We start from the raw sequence: 15,624 nt of genomic DNA, 5'->3' as shown, positions 1-15,624 counted from the left end.
CGGGATAATTGGGGAGACGCCCTAACCGGCGCGGCAATCGGACCTAGGCTGGCCTAAGGTATCTACCTTAGGAAGCCGCCAAGTAGCTGAATATAAAAGGGGTTCTTTGCCTGGAGGGCGCGGCCTACTTCGTCAGCAGAAAGCGGCCGATGGCCAGTACGTCCAGGCCCGACGCATAAAAGCTGCGTATCGCGTCACGCGGCGTCATAACGAGAGGTTCGCTTGGAAGATTGAAAGAAGTATTGATGAGCAGCGGATGACCGGTGAACCCCTTCATCCTGTGCAACAGCATCCAGAGCGGGTGATTGTCTGCTGAACTCACGGTGTGAACGCGAACACACTCATCCTGGATCACAAACCTTGAAAGCAGGCTGCTTTTATCCATCCGGACCGGATACATCGATGCGATTGTCCGTGCATTGGCGCCGGGTTGGTCGAAGTATTCCGATGCAGACTCCTCTGGAACAGAGATGACAAAAGGATGAGACGTCTCGCGATGCTTCAGGAAGCGATTGATGTTCTCATCGATGAAGGGTGTGAAGGGATTTGCCAGAATGCTGCGGAATCCAAGAGCGCGGTGGCCAAATTCACAGCGGCCTTGAAACCAGCCGGCCAACCCGCCGGAATTCAGTGTCCGGCAGACGGTTTCGGCGAGCGCATCCACGCCGGGAAAGAAATTGCAGACCAGTTTGCAGTTATCCATTTCCTCTTTGATCTGAGGATCTGCAAACTCCGGTCCCAGCGCCGGGTATGGAAAACACAAGTTCTGTGCAAAACGTCTTTCGCGGCGCGAACGGACCCATGCGGCGCCAATGCTGAGACTTTCTCTTCCCGGAGCCGGTGGAACAAACACGCGCTCCGCACCGAAATGCTTTTCCAGCTCTCGGATCAGGAATGGGTTTTCTGCAAGATGTCCGGCAACACAAATGTTCGAAAGGGAATGCCGGCGGCAGAGGCCTTCGGCCAGATCCGTCACGATCTCATTGGTCCAGGCCTGCAGGCTGGCAGCGGCGTCTTGCGGCCGATTGAGGTCGACCGCCCTTACCAGTTCTTCCACAGGCGCATAGGCGTGGTCTGATGGCATCATGTGATGGAAGACATCCAGGAATTCGGGCTGACCGGTCGCGCCCAGCCATGCCATCTTGCTGCAAGTCCATGGCTGAAAGCCCAATGCACTGGAAACACTGCTGTACACGGGTCCAAGCAACGAATAACGCCGCGGAATTTTCTCTATCTCGATCCGGGCTCCATCGCCCGCAGCAAGACAGAGGCTGCCGGGCTCGCGGCCGCAGTTCAGGATGAGTATTGCGGCGCGGTCAAAGGGCGAACCCGCGAACGCGGCTGTGACATGCGCGGTCTGAAGATCAACGGGCTCGATCATTGCGCGGGGATTCAGGCCGAGCTTCCGGATGTGCGGAATGATTTTCTCGGCAGAGTTCACATCGCCGGTCAGGGCGATGGCGCCGACTTCGGAACAATCGGTTCCGGCCGCCTGGAGTGCCGTCAGGATGGCGTCCTTCGGCACAGGCGCTTTGTCCATCGAAGACCAGTGCTGGCGGATTTTGAATTGCTCGATTGCGGCCAACACGCGTCCGTCGCGAAGGACTGCGGCGCCAAAGCCGTCAGACTCCGTGTTGATTCCGAGGATTGTCATTGCGAATCCATTCAGTCGGGATTGTTCCGTTTCGTCACCAGATGGTTTTCCAGAAATAATGCCTGGATTCCCGTGCCGAGAAATGTGGCGATTGCTTCGCGGGCAGTGTTGACCATCGGCTGCCCTTTGACATTAAAGCTTGTGTTGAGGAGCATTTCGCGGCCGGTGATTTTCCCGACCTCTTTCAGCAGGATGTGGAAGTCCGGGTTATCGCCTTCAGAAACCGTTTGCACGCGAGCGCTTCCGTTGACGTGCGTAATTGCCGGCAGCGTTTGACGGTGCGCCTCTCGCACATTGACCGTCGTGATCATGTAAGGCTGGTGTGTTCCGGCCGGCATTTCGAACCAGACGTGTGCCTGTTCGAGAGAAACGGCAGGAGCAAACGGACGAAATGCCTCGCGCTTTTTTACCATCGCATTGATGCGATCGCGCATTTCCGGATGTGAAGGATCCGCCAGGATGCTGCGGTTTCCGAGAGCGCGCGGACCGAATTCCATCCGTCCCCGGTGCCATGCGATGACCTTGCCGCCGGCAATCCAGCGGGCAGCTTCGGACGAAACAGCAGCCAGATCGGGGAATTGCGTGACGTTGATGCTGTCCTGGTACTCAGCAAGAGCGCTCGCAATCTCGGTGCTCGATGATGCCGGGCCGAAGAAAGGAACGGGAAGCCTGTGATTCCGGATCTCACCATGCACTGCCGCGCGGTGTAATGCCGCTCCAAGGGCCGTCCCGTCGTCGCCCGCTGCCGGCTGCACATAGATTTCGTCGAATAAGCCCGACCGCACAAGGCTTCCATTCGACGTGCAATTGAGGGCGACGCCGCCGGCAAGCGCCAGGCGCCGCAACGAGGTCTTCTTCTGGAAATAACCGCAGATGTGTTGCATGGTTCTTTCCAGGCATTCCTGCAAGGCCGCCGCTATATCGCGATGATGCGCGGTGACGTCCTCGTCTCCTCTTCGCCTTGGCCCCAGCTCTTTGTCGAGGAAGCGGCGGGAGGCGCGATAGTTGTCTCGTTCTTCACCGGTCCTGTTGATTGAAAGGAGCGGAATGCGGATCGCTCCGTTCGGCAGAAACTCCACCGTTTTTTCGAAGAAGGGTCTGAACTTCTGCGGGCAGCCGTATGGAGCGAGCCCCATGATCTTGTACTCGTCTCCGTTGAAATCGAATCCGAGATGCAGCGTGATCAGGGAATAGAGTATTCCAATGGAGTGTAGTGCGGCGATCGACTGCAGCTTCTTCAGCTTCCCGCCGCGCGCGTGATAGATCGTCGCACTGTCCACTTCTCCCATGCCGTCGACGACGGCCACCAGGCATTCGTCCCATCCCGAAGTGAAATAAGCGCTGGCTGCGTGAGCGAGGTGGTGAGGCACATGATGGACTTTATGCGCCGGAAATCCGGGTAAATGATGTTGGACATCGTTGAGAAGCGCGGCCCGCGAGTAAACGGCATCGTAACGTTCCGCCGAAACCGGATCGAGCCGCGAGATTTGTTCATAAGGCGAGAACTCGAAACCATGCGCGATTTCATCGATCTGGCCGATGTGCAGGCCGCCCTCGAACAGACAATAATTTATTGCGCCGGACGGGAAGGAACCGGTCTGCTTTTCGCCTGTAAAGCGCTCTTCCGCAGCTGCCGCGACGATCTGCCCGTCGACGACCAGGGTCGCTGCCGCATCGAGGCCCTGACGAATGCGAAGTTCGCCGGGCTCGGGACTTCCATGACTCATCTTGTAGTTGGCTGAATGTGGCAGGCCGCTGATTCCGAGGATGTTCAAGAAACCGTCCTTCTCCGCTCCGAGACGGAATGGGGAAGGCAATCGAGGCGCCATTCGGAGCGTCTATGCACGACGCGGTATCGGCTTGACTTGACACCTGGTTTGTCCTGACCGGAGTGGAACATCCGCGCACTGAGATGTCCCGAATTGCCGTGTTCTGGAATTGCCGCTCCATATGGCTTTGTAGCAGGAATACCTTCCATGACCGCCTCCACAACGAATTGCGGAAAAGATTTAAGGTACGCGCATTGCTAGGCCAAGCAGCAGGAGAACAGACGGAGCGCTGACGAATGAGTCCGAATAGTGAACTTAGAATATTTTCGACATGTCCCCAATCCAGTGATCACAGCCACTCTGCCTATCTGAAAAAAGTGATCGACGTTGCCCGCTGGAGCGAAGCGCATGGGTGCGAAGGCATCCTGGTCTATACGGACAACCGGATCGCCGATCCCTGGTTGGTTTCACAGATCATCATCGAGAATACGGAGAGGCTTTCTCCCCTCGTTGCCGTCCAGCCCATTTACCTGCACCCCTATAGCGTGGCGAAAATGGTCAGTTCGCTGGGTTTTCTGTATCGCCGCCGCATTTATCTCAATATGGTAGCCGGCGGTTTCGTGAACGACTTGAGCAGCCTCAATGACACCACGCCCCATGACAGACGCTATGATCGTCTGATCGAGTACGCTCAGATCATCAAAAAACTCTGCGCATCCGGCACACCGGTCAGCTTTGAAGGCGAGTTTTACACGATCAGCAACGCCAAGTTGGGACCACCGCCGTCTCCGGATTTAGAACCTCGATTTCTGGTTTCAGGTTCGTCGGAGGCCGGACTGTCCGCTGCCAAAGCGATCGGTGCCACGGCAGTGAAATATCCGAAGCCTACTTCGGAAGAAGCTGAAGCGCCGGCCGGCGGCTCGGAAACGGGTATCCGGATCGGGATCATCGCGCGGGCAAGCGAAGCCGAAGCCTGGCGGGTTGCGATGGAGCGGTTCCCGGAAACGCGGAAAGGACAGATCACCCACGAGCTTGCAATAAAGTCTTCGGATTCGAAATGGCATGAACAACTGTCGAAGCTTGCCGAATCTCCGGAAACTCCCTACTGGCTGGGTCCGTTTCAAAACTACAAAACCTTCTGTCCTTATCTGGTGGGCGCCTACGATCGCGTAGCCGAAGAGGTCTCGCGCTATCTGGAACTGGGATACGGAACGTTTATCCTGGATATTCCGCCAAACGCCGAGGAGCTCGAGAGCATCGGCAGGGTATTCGAACTTGCCAGAGAGCGGGTCGCATCATGACGCAACTCCTGCAAGAGTACTCCGGCCGCGCGGCTCAAAACCTTCCGGGAAGCCTGGCTGTCGCTCTAGGTCCAGTGCGGTTGAGTTATGAGGAGATCGAAAAGCTCAGCAACCAGTTGGCGCGGGCGATCCGCGCTGCCGGTTGCCGGCGTGGCGACAGGGTGGCGATGCTTCTTCCAAAGACACCCCGCACCATCGCAGGCATCCTGGGCATCCTGAAAGCAGACTGCGCTTACGTTCCGGTCGATACGAACAGCCCATCCCCCCGGGCGCTGAAGATTCTTCAGTCGGCCGACCCCCGGCTCCTGCTGGTTGACGATGCCGGGCTGCCCTTGTGGACGGAGCTTTCCGGCGCATCGGACGCGATTCGCAGCACCCCCGTATTACGGCTGGACGTGCAATCCAGCGTGGCGCCGTTTTCATCCGATCCGCTGGAGTCCGGGAACGTGAGCAGGGATCCGGCTTATATCCTGTACACGTCAGGCTCGACCGGTCCGCCGAAGGGTGTCGTTATAACGCACGCCAACGTCATCTGTTTCATTGAATGGGCGAAACCGTATTTCGGGCTTGATACCCATGACAGGCTTTCCGGACACCCGCCGCTTCACTTCGACCTGTCGGTCTTTGATATCTTCGGAGCGTTTGCGGCTGGAGCTCAGCTTCATCTTGTTCCCCCTGAACTGAATGTTTCTGCGAAGGATACGGCGGATTTTATTCGCGGTGCCGAACTCACGCAGTGGTTTTCGGTACCCTCGCTTTTGACGTATCTGGCAAAGTTCGATGTGATCCGGCCGAACGATTTTCCTTCTTTAAAACGGCTGCTATGGTGCGGGGAAGTTCTCCCGGCGCCGGTGCTTCGTTATTGGATGCAACGATTGCCCCACGTGACTTTCACGAATCTTTATGGCCCCACGGAAGCCACAATCGCGAGCAGCTATTTCACGGTGCCCGGTCTACCCGAAGCAGATGCGATGATTCCCATCGGCCGGCCGTGCGGCAACGAAGAACTCTTCGTGTTGAACGAACAACTTCACCCGGTCGCGCCGGGCGATACCGGTACGCTTTATATCGCCGGCAAAGGACTCAGTCCCGGTTACTGGCAAGATCCGCAGAAAACAGCAGCAGCGTTTTTGCCGAATCCCTTCAGCGGCGATCCATCGAGCCGGATCTATAACACGGGGGATCTTGCGAGGAAGGACGCCAACGGCCTGGTTTATTTCGTCGGGCGGACGGATTCGCAGATCAAGAACCGCGGTTATCGCATTGAACTGGGTGAAATTGAGGCGGCATTGAACGAACTCGAAGATGTGAAGGAAGCAGCCGTCGTTGCTCTCAAGAGCGACGGCTTCGACAATACTCAGATCTGTTGCGTTTATGCGCCATTTTCGGCAGCACCTGTGACGCCGGCCGCCGTCAAACAGGCTTTGCGGAAGCGGCTGCCCAGTCACATGCTGCCATCGCGCTGGCTGGTCTCAGAACAATTGCCGAAGAACATGAATGGGAAAATCGACCGGTCTCTTTTGAAGGAATGGTTTATGAAGGCGCCTGACGCCGTGGCTCAGCACGGCACGCGTCAGGCAGGCGAAAGAAGGTAGAAATGGAAACCAGTCGCGGTAGCGTTCAACAACGAATTAGAACAATCTTCCATGACCGGCTGCAGATCGACGCGCCGGCTGCCGGTGAGGATTTGTTTCAAAGCGGGATACTCGACTCCCTGTCATTTGTGGATATGCTGGTCGCTCTGGAAGAAGAGTTTACGATCCAGATCGCACTGGATCAGGTGGACCTGGCCGATTTTCGCAGTATTGCTGCGATCAGTGACTACATTCAGTTATCAGACGATTCCATCGATAAGGTTCCCCTTGGCTTGCACTCGGCAGTTTGAGTTCATTACGGTAGGCTGAAATTCCGTCGTATCTCAGGAGAGGACCAGTGGGCCGGAGTGATGATGTGCTCGACCTCGGAAGTGAACCTGCATTCCAGGAGCGGCTCGATCGCGAGCGGATCCATTTTAATAAGGTAGCGATTCGCAGCTTTCCGCCGGATCTGGTGATGTCTCGCCGGAATATCCTTCGTTACGATGAACCTTCTTCTCTAACTCCCTTTCCGCTCGAGTACGCGTTCCATCTTCTGGGCGATGTTCAGGGCAAAACAATCGTCGATTGTGGCTGCGGCGATGGATTCAATACTGTCATTCTGGCAGCGCTGGGAGCGAAGGTTATCGCGATCGACGTATCCGACAAAAGCCTCGAGACAACCCGTGACCGCGTTCACGCCAATAAAGTCGAGGGACGAGTTCTGCTTGTCCATGGAGACGCGGCTGCAATTCCTGTCGCAGATGGCACCATCGATGGTGTGCTGTGCGCGGGCGTATTGCGCCACGTCGATTGTCTCGCCGCGGCGCGGCAGATTCGCCGGATATTAAAGCCCGGCGGACGCGCGTCATTTATTGAACAGATTGCCGGACCGGCTTGGCTGGCCAGGATCAGAAGGTTGTTCCCCAGACCGGATCACGTCATCGAGCACGAAGGTCCGCTGACGACCAGGCAGATCTGTTCGGTCAGCCGTGCCGTCGGAAGACCCGGCCGCTTCAGAAAATTCATGCTGACCAGCCGGGTGCTCGAACGCCTGGGTATCCGGCATGTTCCGGCAATGAAGAAATCGCATGAAATGGATTCCTGGATTCTCGAACGCTTCGCGTTTTTCCGGGCTTTAGCCTCTCCTTTTGTGTGGGAAGCGCAGAAAGAATCCTGATTAGAGTACATCCGCGAACGCCGGTTTGGCCTGCCGGAATAGAAAAGCTCCGAAAACGAAGACCACGAGGCTCAGGGCCATGACGCCTCCGACCTGCATTCCGCCCGGTTGGGCTTGATTCAGGAGTGCATCGCGGTAGCCCGTGACAATGATTCCCATCGGATTCAGCCCCGCCAGAAACCGAATCGTTTTCGGCGCCCGGTCAACCATGCTCGGGGGATAAAAGATCGGCGTGAAGTAGAGCCACAGCATCATCAGGATTTGAAGCGCCTGAATCGTGTCCCGCAGAAAGACATGCAGAGTGGCGGCGATCCAGCCCAGCCCTTGAGCGAAAAGCACCAGGATCAGCATGTATAGGAGGGTCCAGGCAGCGGACAGGTGAATGCTGGTGAAGCGGGTTAACACGATCAGGAGAATCGAGAGCCCGATCAGGTGGTGAACCAGGTTCGAAATCGTTACCGAGATCGACAGTATTTCGGCCGGGATCACGGTTTTTGTTATCAGCGGCGCATTATCCGGGATGACGCTGCAGTTTCTCACCACGGTGTCGCTGAACAGAAGCCAGGGCAGGTAACCGCAGAAAAGAAAAATTCCAAAACTGGTGGTTCCGGTCTCCTTACCGACCTTCATGCCCAGGATGATGCCGAACACAAGGATGTAGCTCACGAGGGTCACGATAGGATTGATGACTGACCACAGAAATCCACCGAACGAACCCACGTAGCGCTGTTTCAGATCCCGTAGAATCAGGTTCTTTAGAAGGTTGCGGTTTGCGATGAGCTTCCGTACGAGCGAGACCATTTGTATTCCTTATACAGGACAATTTTCCCCTTTGAAAGTGCCGCTCCTTACCTTTCCGGTAAAAGGCCACGCCGGCGAGCCGCTTGCCCATGAGGATAACTCATTGTTAATCATGAGGTTGCTTTATTCTCGACGCCGGGGCAGGTTTGGTAAATCCGTTGCTATCAGAAGGCGTTGCTACGAACAGGGACAAGACTGACAAGACTGCCCTAAACAGAGAGAAGACAATGGAAGAGCTTACGGACCGATACGAAATCATCGAAGAAGCGGCCACAGATGCGATTGTCACCATTGATGAGCAGGGCCGGATTTTGTCGATCAGCCGAGCGGCCGAGCGGATCTTTGGTTATAGTGTCCCGGAAATGGCCGGCCACTCCGTCGACCGCATTATTCCGAACTACAAACAGCATGTTGAGCAGGCGCGCCGCCGCTTGAAGGGCGGCACTGCTGTTGAAGTAATGGGAACCCATAAGTCGGGCAAACCGGTTCAGATCGAGTTTTCGCTCGGCGAATACAATAAGAACAACAGGCACATCTACACCGGCGTCATCCGTGACATTGCATCGCGCAAATCCACGGACCAGCGTCTTGCGGCCCAGTATGCAGTGACTCGCGCCCTTGCCGAATCGTCAAGTCTGTCGGAAGCGACGCCGAAGTTGTTGCAATACATCTGTGAGGCGGTTGGATGGGAACTCGGAGAACTGTGGGTCGTCAACGCCGATTCCAATACGTTGCACATTGAAGGCAGCTGGCATTTGCCGGCTTATGAAGTCGAAGAATTCGAGAAGGCCGGACGGAAGACTATCTTATTTCCAGGGATTGATCTGGTTGGCCGGGTTCTCGTGAGCAGCCAGCCGGCCTGGATTGATAACGTGGTTGACGATAAGAATTTTCCGCGGGCGCCGATTGCGGAACGCGTCGGTCTGCACGGAGCCTTTGCCTTCCCGATTCGGGTAGGAGAGCACGTCGCCTGCGTCATTGCGTTCTACAACCGCGAGGTTGTTCAGCCCGACGACGAAATGCTCCAGATGTTCGATGCGCTGGGCCGGCAGGTCGGCGATTTCATCAAGCGCACGCGGGCTGAAGAGGAACGCGACAAGCTTCTCATATACGAACGCGTGGCTCGTTCGGAAGCCGAGACGAACGCCGAAAAACTGGCGTTTCTGGGTGAGGCCAGCACCGTACTGGCGTCATCGCTGGACTACCAGACGAACCTCATGACGGTGGCGAAGCTGGCCGTCAACCGTCTGGCGGACTGGTGCGCCGTAGATGTGGTCGATGAAAACAACGGTTTTCACCGCGTCGCTTTGACGCATCGGGATCCGCAGCGCGCGGAATGGGCACGGGAGTTCCAGAAAAAGTTTTCCTCGAATCCTGCCGCGCCTCATGGCGTTGCGCACGTCATGCGGAGCGGGAAAGCCAAAATCTATACCGACATTCCCGATTCCATGTTGATCGCGCTGGCCCAGGACGCCGAACACTTCAAAATTCTGCAGGAACTCGGGCTGGCCTCCGCTATGGTCGTGCCCCTCGTTGCGCGCGGCCGTACCCTCGGCGCCATCACACTGGCATCGGAGAATCCGGCGCGGCGATATACGGAGGCGGACCTTCACTTCGCGGAAGAACTGGCCCGCCGCGCGGCACTCGGCATCGATAACGCGCGGTTGCACAGCGACACTCAGAGTGCGCTGAACGAGGTGCGATCGAAGACCGATGAGATCCAGCGCCTGAACGGGGAACTGGAGCAGCGCGTCAAGGAACGCACCGCGCAACTGGAAATGATGGTCAAGGAACTCGAAGCTTTCACCTATTCCATCTCGGATGACATGCGCGGGCCGCTCCGGGCCATCGACGGCTTCTCCCGGGTGTTGATGGAAGAGTATCCCGACAAAATGGACGAGGAAGGGAAGCGTCTGCTGAACATCATTCGCAGCAATGCGCGGAGCATGAGCGAATTGATCGACGGCCTCTTGACGTTTTCGCACCTCGGCCGCCAACCCCTCGACCAGGTGGATATCAATATGGACGAGTTGGCGAAGAACGTGTTCGAAGAAGTGCAGGCCGCCAATAAGGAACGCCCGGTCAAAGTTGAGATCCAGAAACTCCCGGCGGCGTTCGGCGATCGAACGATGCTCCGGCAGGTTCTCTATAATCTGATTTCCAATTCGTTCAAGTTCACGCGGCCGAAATCGGATCCGGCAATCGAAATCGGACATCAGGCCGGCGGCAACCAGAACACGTATTTCATTCGTGACAACGGCGTAGGTTTCGATATGCAATACAGCCCTAAATTGTTCGGAGTATTCCAGCGATTGCACAGCGTCGATGATTTTGAAGGCGCCGGAGTCGGACTGGCCCTCGTCCAACGGATCATTCACCGCCACGGCGGCCGCGTCTGGGCTGAAGGTAAGGTGAATGAAGGCGCGACGTTCTATTTCTCAATACCAAAGGCCTAAATGAAAGCGGCCGAAGAAATCGACATTCTGCTCGTTGAAGACAATCCCAACGATGCCGAACTCACGCTGCGTGCGCTGCGCAAAAGCGACATCGGCGCGCGGCTTGCGATTGCGCGTGACGGCGCCGAAGCGCTCGAATACCTGCTGAGCAGCCGTCCGAAACCCAGAGTCGTGTTTCTCGATTTGAAGCTGCCTAAGATCGACGGCATCGAGGTGTTGCGCCGCGTTCGGGCGGACGAGCGCGCTCATTCAATCCCCGTCGTCGTCCTGACCTCGTCCCAGGAAGAGCGCGATATCAACGAGTGCTACAAACTCGGAGTGAACAGCTATGTTGTAAAGCCCGTCGAGTTCGACAAGTTCTATAAAGCTGTTGGCGATTTAGGCACGTATTGGCTGGTTTTAAACAAGTCACCACTTTAACCGTAGAGATTGAAGACATGACCACGCTTGAGGATGTTGAGATTCTCCTGGTAGAGGACAACCCGAACGACGTTGAACTCACGATCCGCGCGCTCCAGAAGCAGAACATGGCAGGCAAGGTCTTTGTCGTAAAGGACGGAGCCGAGGCCCTCGACTTTATTTTTGCGACCGGCGCGTTCGCAACCAGAAAGATTGAGAACCACCCCAAAGTGGTTCTACTCGATCTGAAACTGCCCAAGGTCGACGGAATCGAGGTCCTGAGGCGAATCAAAGCCGACAACCGCACAAAACACACCCCGGTTGTCATGCTGACGTCGTCCCAGGAAGAGCGCGATGTGCTCGACACGTACAATCTCGGCGTGAACAGCTACATCGTGAAGCCTGTGGACTTCAGCAACTTTGTCCATGCCGTCTCCGAGCTTGGAGTCTACTGGGGGCTCCTGAACAAGCTTCCATACTAATTGTTATCGGACCATCTCTACAGGCGCGGGCTGTGACCGCATTTACCGTTGGCAACACCCCTCCTGAGACAGGAGGGGTGGCTGCGCCATGAACAAAAAGTTGCGAAGTCACCTTAGCGGCGCAGACGGGGTGGTCCGGATCGACGAAACCTTTCGAAAGGCCTGTTTTCTAGTTGTTCCATACCGGACCACCCCGTCCGCTCCTGTCAAAGGGAGGCTAAGCGGCTTCTTACGGTGCTCGTTAGGTTGATGAATGTTGATGAAGGACACCCCGCCCTAATTTCGCGCCCATCTTACGAGTACGGGACCTCTTAATTTCCATCTAATAAGGTCATAGGGTGCCGCGGTTTTGGAAATGCGATTGCAGAACTCACTTATGAACGTATTGAGGCGGTGGCATGAAACCGAAGAGATACGAAGAGAGTTCCGAAAGATCCATGAACAAAATCCTCGCTGCGCTGCCTACCGCGTCCCGGGACTGGATGAAAACCCTCGAACCTGTAAGGCTTGCGGCCGGTACGATACTGTACGAACCCGATGAGACCGTCGAACACGTCTATTTCCTGACGAACGCTCTTGTCTCCATCGTTTCCTTGAATTCCGAGGGCGCGACGGTCGAGATCGGGATGATCGGTTATGAAGGAATGGTCGGTGTTCCCGCCATCCTCGGGGGTGTTATGCCCTATCGGGCGATTGTTCAAATGGGAGGGGACGCGTTTCGAATCCGCGGCCGCCGGCTTTACGACGAATTTAGACGTAACCCGCTCCTCCGCGACCTGCTGCTGAAATATACCAACACGTTCCTGATTCAGATTGCGCAGTCGAGTATCTGCAACTGCTACCATAGGCTGCAGGAGCGCTTTTGCCGCTGGCTTCTGGTCGCCAGAGATGCCGTTCGAAGCGACGTGCTGGTGCTTACGCATGATGTCATCGCGCGGCTGCTCGGCACCAGAAGGGCAAGCGTGACGGTCGCGGCGGGCCTTCTTCAGCGGGCCGGCCTTATCAAGATCAACCGCGGTCAAATCACGATTCTGGATCCGCACGGACTGGAGGCCATGGCTTGCGAATGCTACGGCATTCTCCGCCACGGTGTGCACCGCCGTCAATCTTCATAGCAAAACGCGATAGTCGCGGGCTTTAGCCCGCGTTCCACGTCCCAGCGTTGTTTTTACACGTACGGTGCCGTACCCGCACAAGAAATTCTCGCAGCCATGTACGGCAGCGTACCGACTGAGCGTGTTTAGTCTGGTACTTACAATTCGCACACAATGAAGAACCGCATACTGAAGGCGCTGCCTCACAAAGAATATCGAGTGATCATGAACCAGTTGAAACCCGTCGAACTCGCGCAGGGAGCGGTGCTGTATGAGACCGGAGCGCGAATCAAGGACGTCTATTTTCCGGAAGAGGCGACGATCTCATATCTCTCGGGCACTTCCGATGGTGAAACACTCGAAGTCTGTGTGATCGGCAATGAGGGGGTCGTTGGGATTGCTTCACTTCTGGCGGACACGACCGCATTCCGCGCCGTGGTTCAGCTTCCCGGGCGGGCCTATGCCATGAGGCGGGATTTGCTGCGCAAGGAATTCAAACGGTGCGAAACGTTGAACCGTATTCTGCTGCATTACACCAACGCCCTGCTGATCCAGATTGCCCAAACGGCTGTCTGCAACAAATTCCACTCGGTCGAAGAACGGTTTTGCCGTTGGCTGTTGATGGCTCATGACCGTTCGGTTGCCGACCGCGTGCCCCTGACTCAGGAAGCGCTGGCGCGAGTGCTCGGCAGCAGGCGGGCTTCTGTGTCCGTAACGGCAAGTGCGTTCCAGAAAAAGGGTGCGATTCGTTACACCAGAGGTGTAATCGACATCCTCGATCGCAAACCTCTGGAACACGCGAGCTGCGAATGTTACGAAGCGATTTTTGCCGCGCATTTAAAGCTCGATAGCTAAGTACCGCTGCGTACAGATCCGAAAACTCTGTGATACTTTTTTAAGACCGGGGTTTTCGGTGCGCATGGTCGACAAACGATATCCAAACGCCATACTCCAACGCCTGCCTTCGGCTGATTTCAATTTGGTCGCGAGCGACCTGAAGATGGTCGAGCTGACCAAGGGGACTTCGGTTTATGAACCGCATCAGACTCCGTCCTACGTATATTTTCCGATTACTTCCGTGGTCTCATTCACTGGAGACACAGGGGAAGGCGGCAGCGTTGAAGTCTGGGCAGTGGGCAGTGAGGGCATTGCGGGAATTTGTGGCATTGTCGGACGCACCAAACCGTTTCGCGGAGTCGTTCAGATTTCCGGAACGGCGCTGGTTGCGAGAGCGTCTGCTTTGCGAAAGCATTTTCAGCAATGCCGTACGTTTCATGACGCGATGCTGCAGTATCTGGACTACCTGCTCCTCCAGATATCGTACCTCGGCATTTGCAATAACAACCATTCCATAGAGCACCGGTTCAGCCGCTGGCTTCTGATGATGCAGGAGCGGGCGCGCTCAAACGAGTTGAAGTTTACTCAGGATGCTATTGCAGGCGTGCTTGGCACGCGCCGCGCCACGATTTCCGTTGCGGCGGCGGCGCTGCAGGACGCCGGGCTGATCCGGTATACGCCGGGTTCGATTACGATCCGCTCACGAAAGGCGCTCGAGCGGGCGGCGTGCAATTGTTACAAGTTCATCACTCTGAGACGGTATTAAGAAGCTCTTTTTTTCGGGGTGCGGGTGCCGCTGACCTGGCGGCCCTCATTGCGAAACGGCAATGGTCGTGCCTCGCTGACTCGAAGGTTATGTCCTTCCAATTTCTCACCATTCAATGCACCGACCGCTTCCTCTGCCTTCAGGACTTCCGGCAATTCCACAAAAGCGAACCCGCGTGACGTTCCGGAATCGAGGTCGCGAATCACCTGGACAGCCTCGACCTTGAAACCATGCTGCTCAACCCAGGCCTGAAGCTCAAGTTCCGCAGTCATATGAGGAAGGTTTCCGATGTAAAGCCTTGCCATGTTTCTTACACCTCTGCTGGACTTTGGTGGCAATTGAGATTCCAGGAACGGGTATGATCGTCCTGTGGACAGTATCTATCGCAGCACCATCAATCGCGGCGTGCAGTTCGCGCGGCCCGGAGAATTCAAGCCGGTACGAATCGGTGAAATGCGGGTATGGCCGCCCGTGGTACTGGCGCCGATGGCCGGCGTGACGAATTATCCGTTTCGTTCCGTCTGCCGCGAATTTGGCGCAGGACTGTACGTCAGCGAGATGATCAACGCCCGTCCGCTCGTTGATGGGAGGGAGAAAACGCTCAAGCTTGCAGACTTCGGTCCGGATGAATCTCCCCGAAGCATGCAGCTGTACGGCACCGACCCGTATTACGTTTCCGAAGCGGTGAAGCGGCTGGTGGAGGAAGCACGCATCGACCATCTCGATATGAATTTCGGCTGCCCTGTCCCGAAGGTCACCAGAAAGGGCGGCGGGGCTGCGATTCCACTCAAACCGAATCTGCTGCGGAAAATAGTTCGGGCGGCCGTCAGCAATGCAAAAGATGTTCCGGTGACGATCAAGTTCCGCATGGGCATCAATCTGGACTACCTCACTTATCTGGCAGCCGGGCGCGTCGCGGAGGACGAAGGTTGCGCCGCCGTTGGGTTGCACGCCCGAACCGCAGCGCAGCTCTATCACGGTCATGCCGACTGGCAGGCGATTGGCGAGCTGAAGGGTTCGCTGACCATTCCGGTTCTCGGCAACGGCGATATCTGGGAGGCCGAGGATGCCCTCAGGATGATGCGTCAGACGGGCTGTGACGGCGTCATCGTCGGCCGCGGTTGTCTCGGCAGGCCATGGCTCTTTCGCGATCTGGCCGACGTGTTTGATGGACGGGAGCCGTCCGATCCTCCTGTTTTTTCAGATGTACTGGAAATTATGTTCGCGCATGCCCGTAAACTGTGCGGCTGGTTTGGAGAGCGCATGGCAATGCACTCCTTCCGCAAGCACGCTTCCTGGTACACCAAGGGA

Annotated in this window: 15 protein-coding genes; 11 read left to right on the top strand and 4 right to left on the bottom strand. The window is 56.4% G+C overall.

Translation table 11 applies throughout. From position 1 onward, the window contains the following. Positions 1-124: 124 nt before the first annotated feature. Both VGK48_25990 and VGK48_25985 read right to left on the bottom strand, forming a co-directional pair. On the bottom strand, positions 125-1,654 hold the full coding sequence (locus tag VGK48_25990; GenBank protein ID HEY2384643.1) for a carbamoyltransferase C-terminal domain-containing protein: 1,530 nt from the start codon (positions 1,652-1,654) through the stop codon (positions 125-127). Between the two features lie 11 nt (positions 1,655-1,665). Further along, positions 1,666-3,483 (bottom strand): carbamoyltransferase C-terminal domain-containing protein, encoded by a 1,818-nt coding sequence (locus VGK48_25985; GenBank protein ID HEY2384642.1) that lies wholly within the window; start codon positions 3,481-3,483, stop codon positions 1,666-1,668. 236 nt (positions 3,484-3,719) lie between these two features. On the opposite strand from VGK48_25985, the gene VGK48_25980 reads away from it, so the two are divergent. The 4 genes from VGK48_25980 to VGK48_25965 are packed head-to-tail and all read left to right on the top strand — an operon-like array spanning position 3,720 to position 7,478. Then, complete coding sequence (locus VGK48_25980; GenBank protein ID HEY2384641.1) at positions 3,720-4,724, top strand: LLM class flavin-dependent oxidoreductase; 1,005 nt, start codon at positions 3,720-3,722, stop codon at positions 4,722-4,724. Further along, positions 4,721-6,319, top strand: coding sequence for an amino acid adenylation domain-containing protein (locus tag VGK48_25975; protein HEY2384640.1), 1,599 nt, complete (start codon positions 4,721-4,723; stop codon positions 6,317-6,319). Before VGK48_25980 ends, VGK48_25975 begins: the two co-directional genes overlap by 4 nt. Before the next feature lie 2 nt (positions 6,320-6,321). Continuing rightward, positions 6,322-6,609, top strand: coding sequence for an acyl carrier protein (locus VGK48_25970; GenBank protein ID HEY2384639.1), 288 nt, complete (start codon positions 6,322-6,324; stop codon positions 6,607-6,609). Positions 6,610-6,656: 47 nt separating this feature from the next. Next, entirely contained in the window at positions 6,657-7,478 is an 822-nt protein-coding gene (locus tag VGK48_25965) for a class I SAM-dependent methyltransferase (GenBank protein HEY2384638.1), read from the top strand. Here VGK48_25965 and VGK48_25960 read toward each other — a convergent pair whose 3' ends face one another. Next, the gene (locus VGK48_25960; GenBank protein HEY2384637.1) at positions 7,479-8,279 is read right to left on the bottom strand and encodes an ABC transporter permease; all 801 of its coding nucleotides are present in this window, start codon (positions 8,277-8,279) and stop codon (positions 7,479-7,481) included. A 227-nt stretch (positions 8,280-8,506) separates the two neighbouring features. On the opposite strand from VGK48_25960, the gene VGK48_25955 reads away from it, so the two are divergent. The 6 genes from VGK48_25955 (at position 8,507) to VGK48_25930 (ending at position 14,313) form a co-directional block, all read left to right on the top strand. Further along, positions 8,507-10,735 (top strand): GAF domain-containing protein, encoded by a 2,229-nt coding sequence (locus VGK48_25955; GenBank protein ID HEY2384636.1) that lies wholly within the window; start codon positions 8,507-8,509, stop codon positions 10,733-10,735. Then, the gene (locus VGK48_25950; GenBank protein ID HEY2384635.1) at positions 10,736-11,155 is read left to right on the top strand and encodes a response regulator; all 420 of its coding nucleotides are present in this window, start codon (positions 10,736-10,738) and stop codon (positions 11,153-11,155) included. 17 nt (positions 11,156-11,172) lie between these two features. Then, complete coding sequence (locus tag VGK48_25945; GenBank protein ID HEY2384634.1) at positions 11,173-11,616, top strand: response regulator; 444 nt, start codon at positions 11,173-11,175, stop codon at positions 11,614-11,616. 437 nt (positions 11,617-12,053) lie between these two features. Beyond that, the gene (locus VGK48_25940) at positions 12,054-12,731 is read left to right on the top strand and encodes a Crp/Fnr family transcriptional regulator (protein ID HEY2384633.1); all 678 of its coding nucleotides are present in this window, start codon (positions 12,054-12,056) and stop codon (positions 12,729-12,731) included. A 153-nt stretch (positions 12,732-12,884) separates the two neighbouring features. Beyond that, on the top strand, positions 12,885-13,565 hold the full coding sequence (locus VGK48_25935; GenBank protein ID HEY2384632.1) for a Crp/Fnr family transcriptional regulator: 681 nt from the start codon (positions 12,885-12,887) through the stop codon (positions 13,563-13,565). 64 nt (positions 13,566-13,629) lie between these two features. Then, positions 13,630-14,313 (top strand): Crp/Fnr family transcriptional regulator, encoded by a 684-nt coding sequence (locus VGK48_25930; GenBank protein ID HEY2384631.1) that lies wholly within the window; start codon positions 13,630-13,632, stop codon positions 14,311-14,313. Here the strand turns inward: VGK48_25930 and VGK48_25925 are convergent. Further along, positions 14,310-14,618, bottom strand: coding sequence for an RNA-binding protein (locus tag VGK48_25925; protein ID HEY2384630.1), 309 nt, complete (start codon positions 14,616-14,618; stop codon positions 14,310-14,312). The two genes, VGK48_25930 and VGK48_25925, sit on opposite strands and share 4 nt — an antisense overlap. Before the next feature lie 148 nt (positions 14,619-14,766). On the opposite strand from VGK48_25925, the gene dusB reads away from it, so the two are divergent. Beyond that, the coding region (gene dusB, locus VGK48_25920) for a tRNA dihydrouridine synthase DusB (protein HEY2384629.1) at positions 14,767-15,624 on the top strand (858 nt) is incomplete at its 3' end.

The organism is Terriglobia bacterium (genome assembly GCA_036496425.1).
Classification (GTDB): Bacteria; Acidobacteriota; Terriglobia; order 20CM-2-55-15; family 20CM-2-55-15; genus 20CM-2-55-15.
This window is presented reverse-complemented; position numbering and strand designations above follow the sequence as displayed.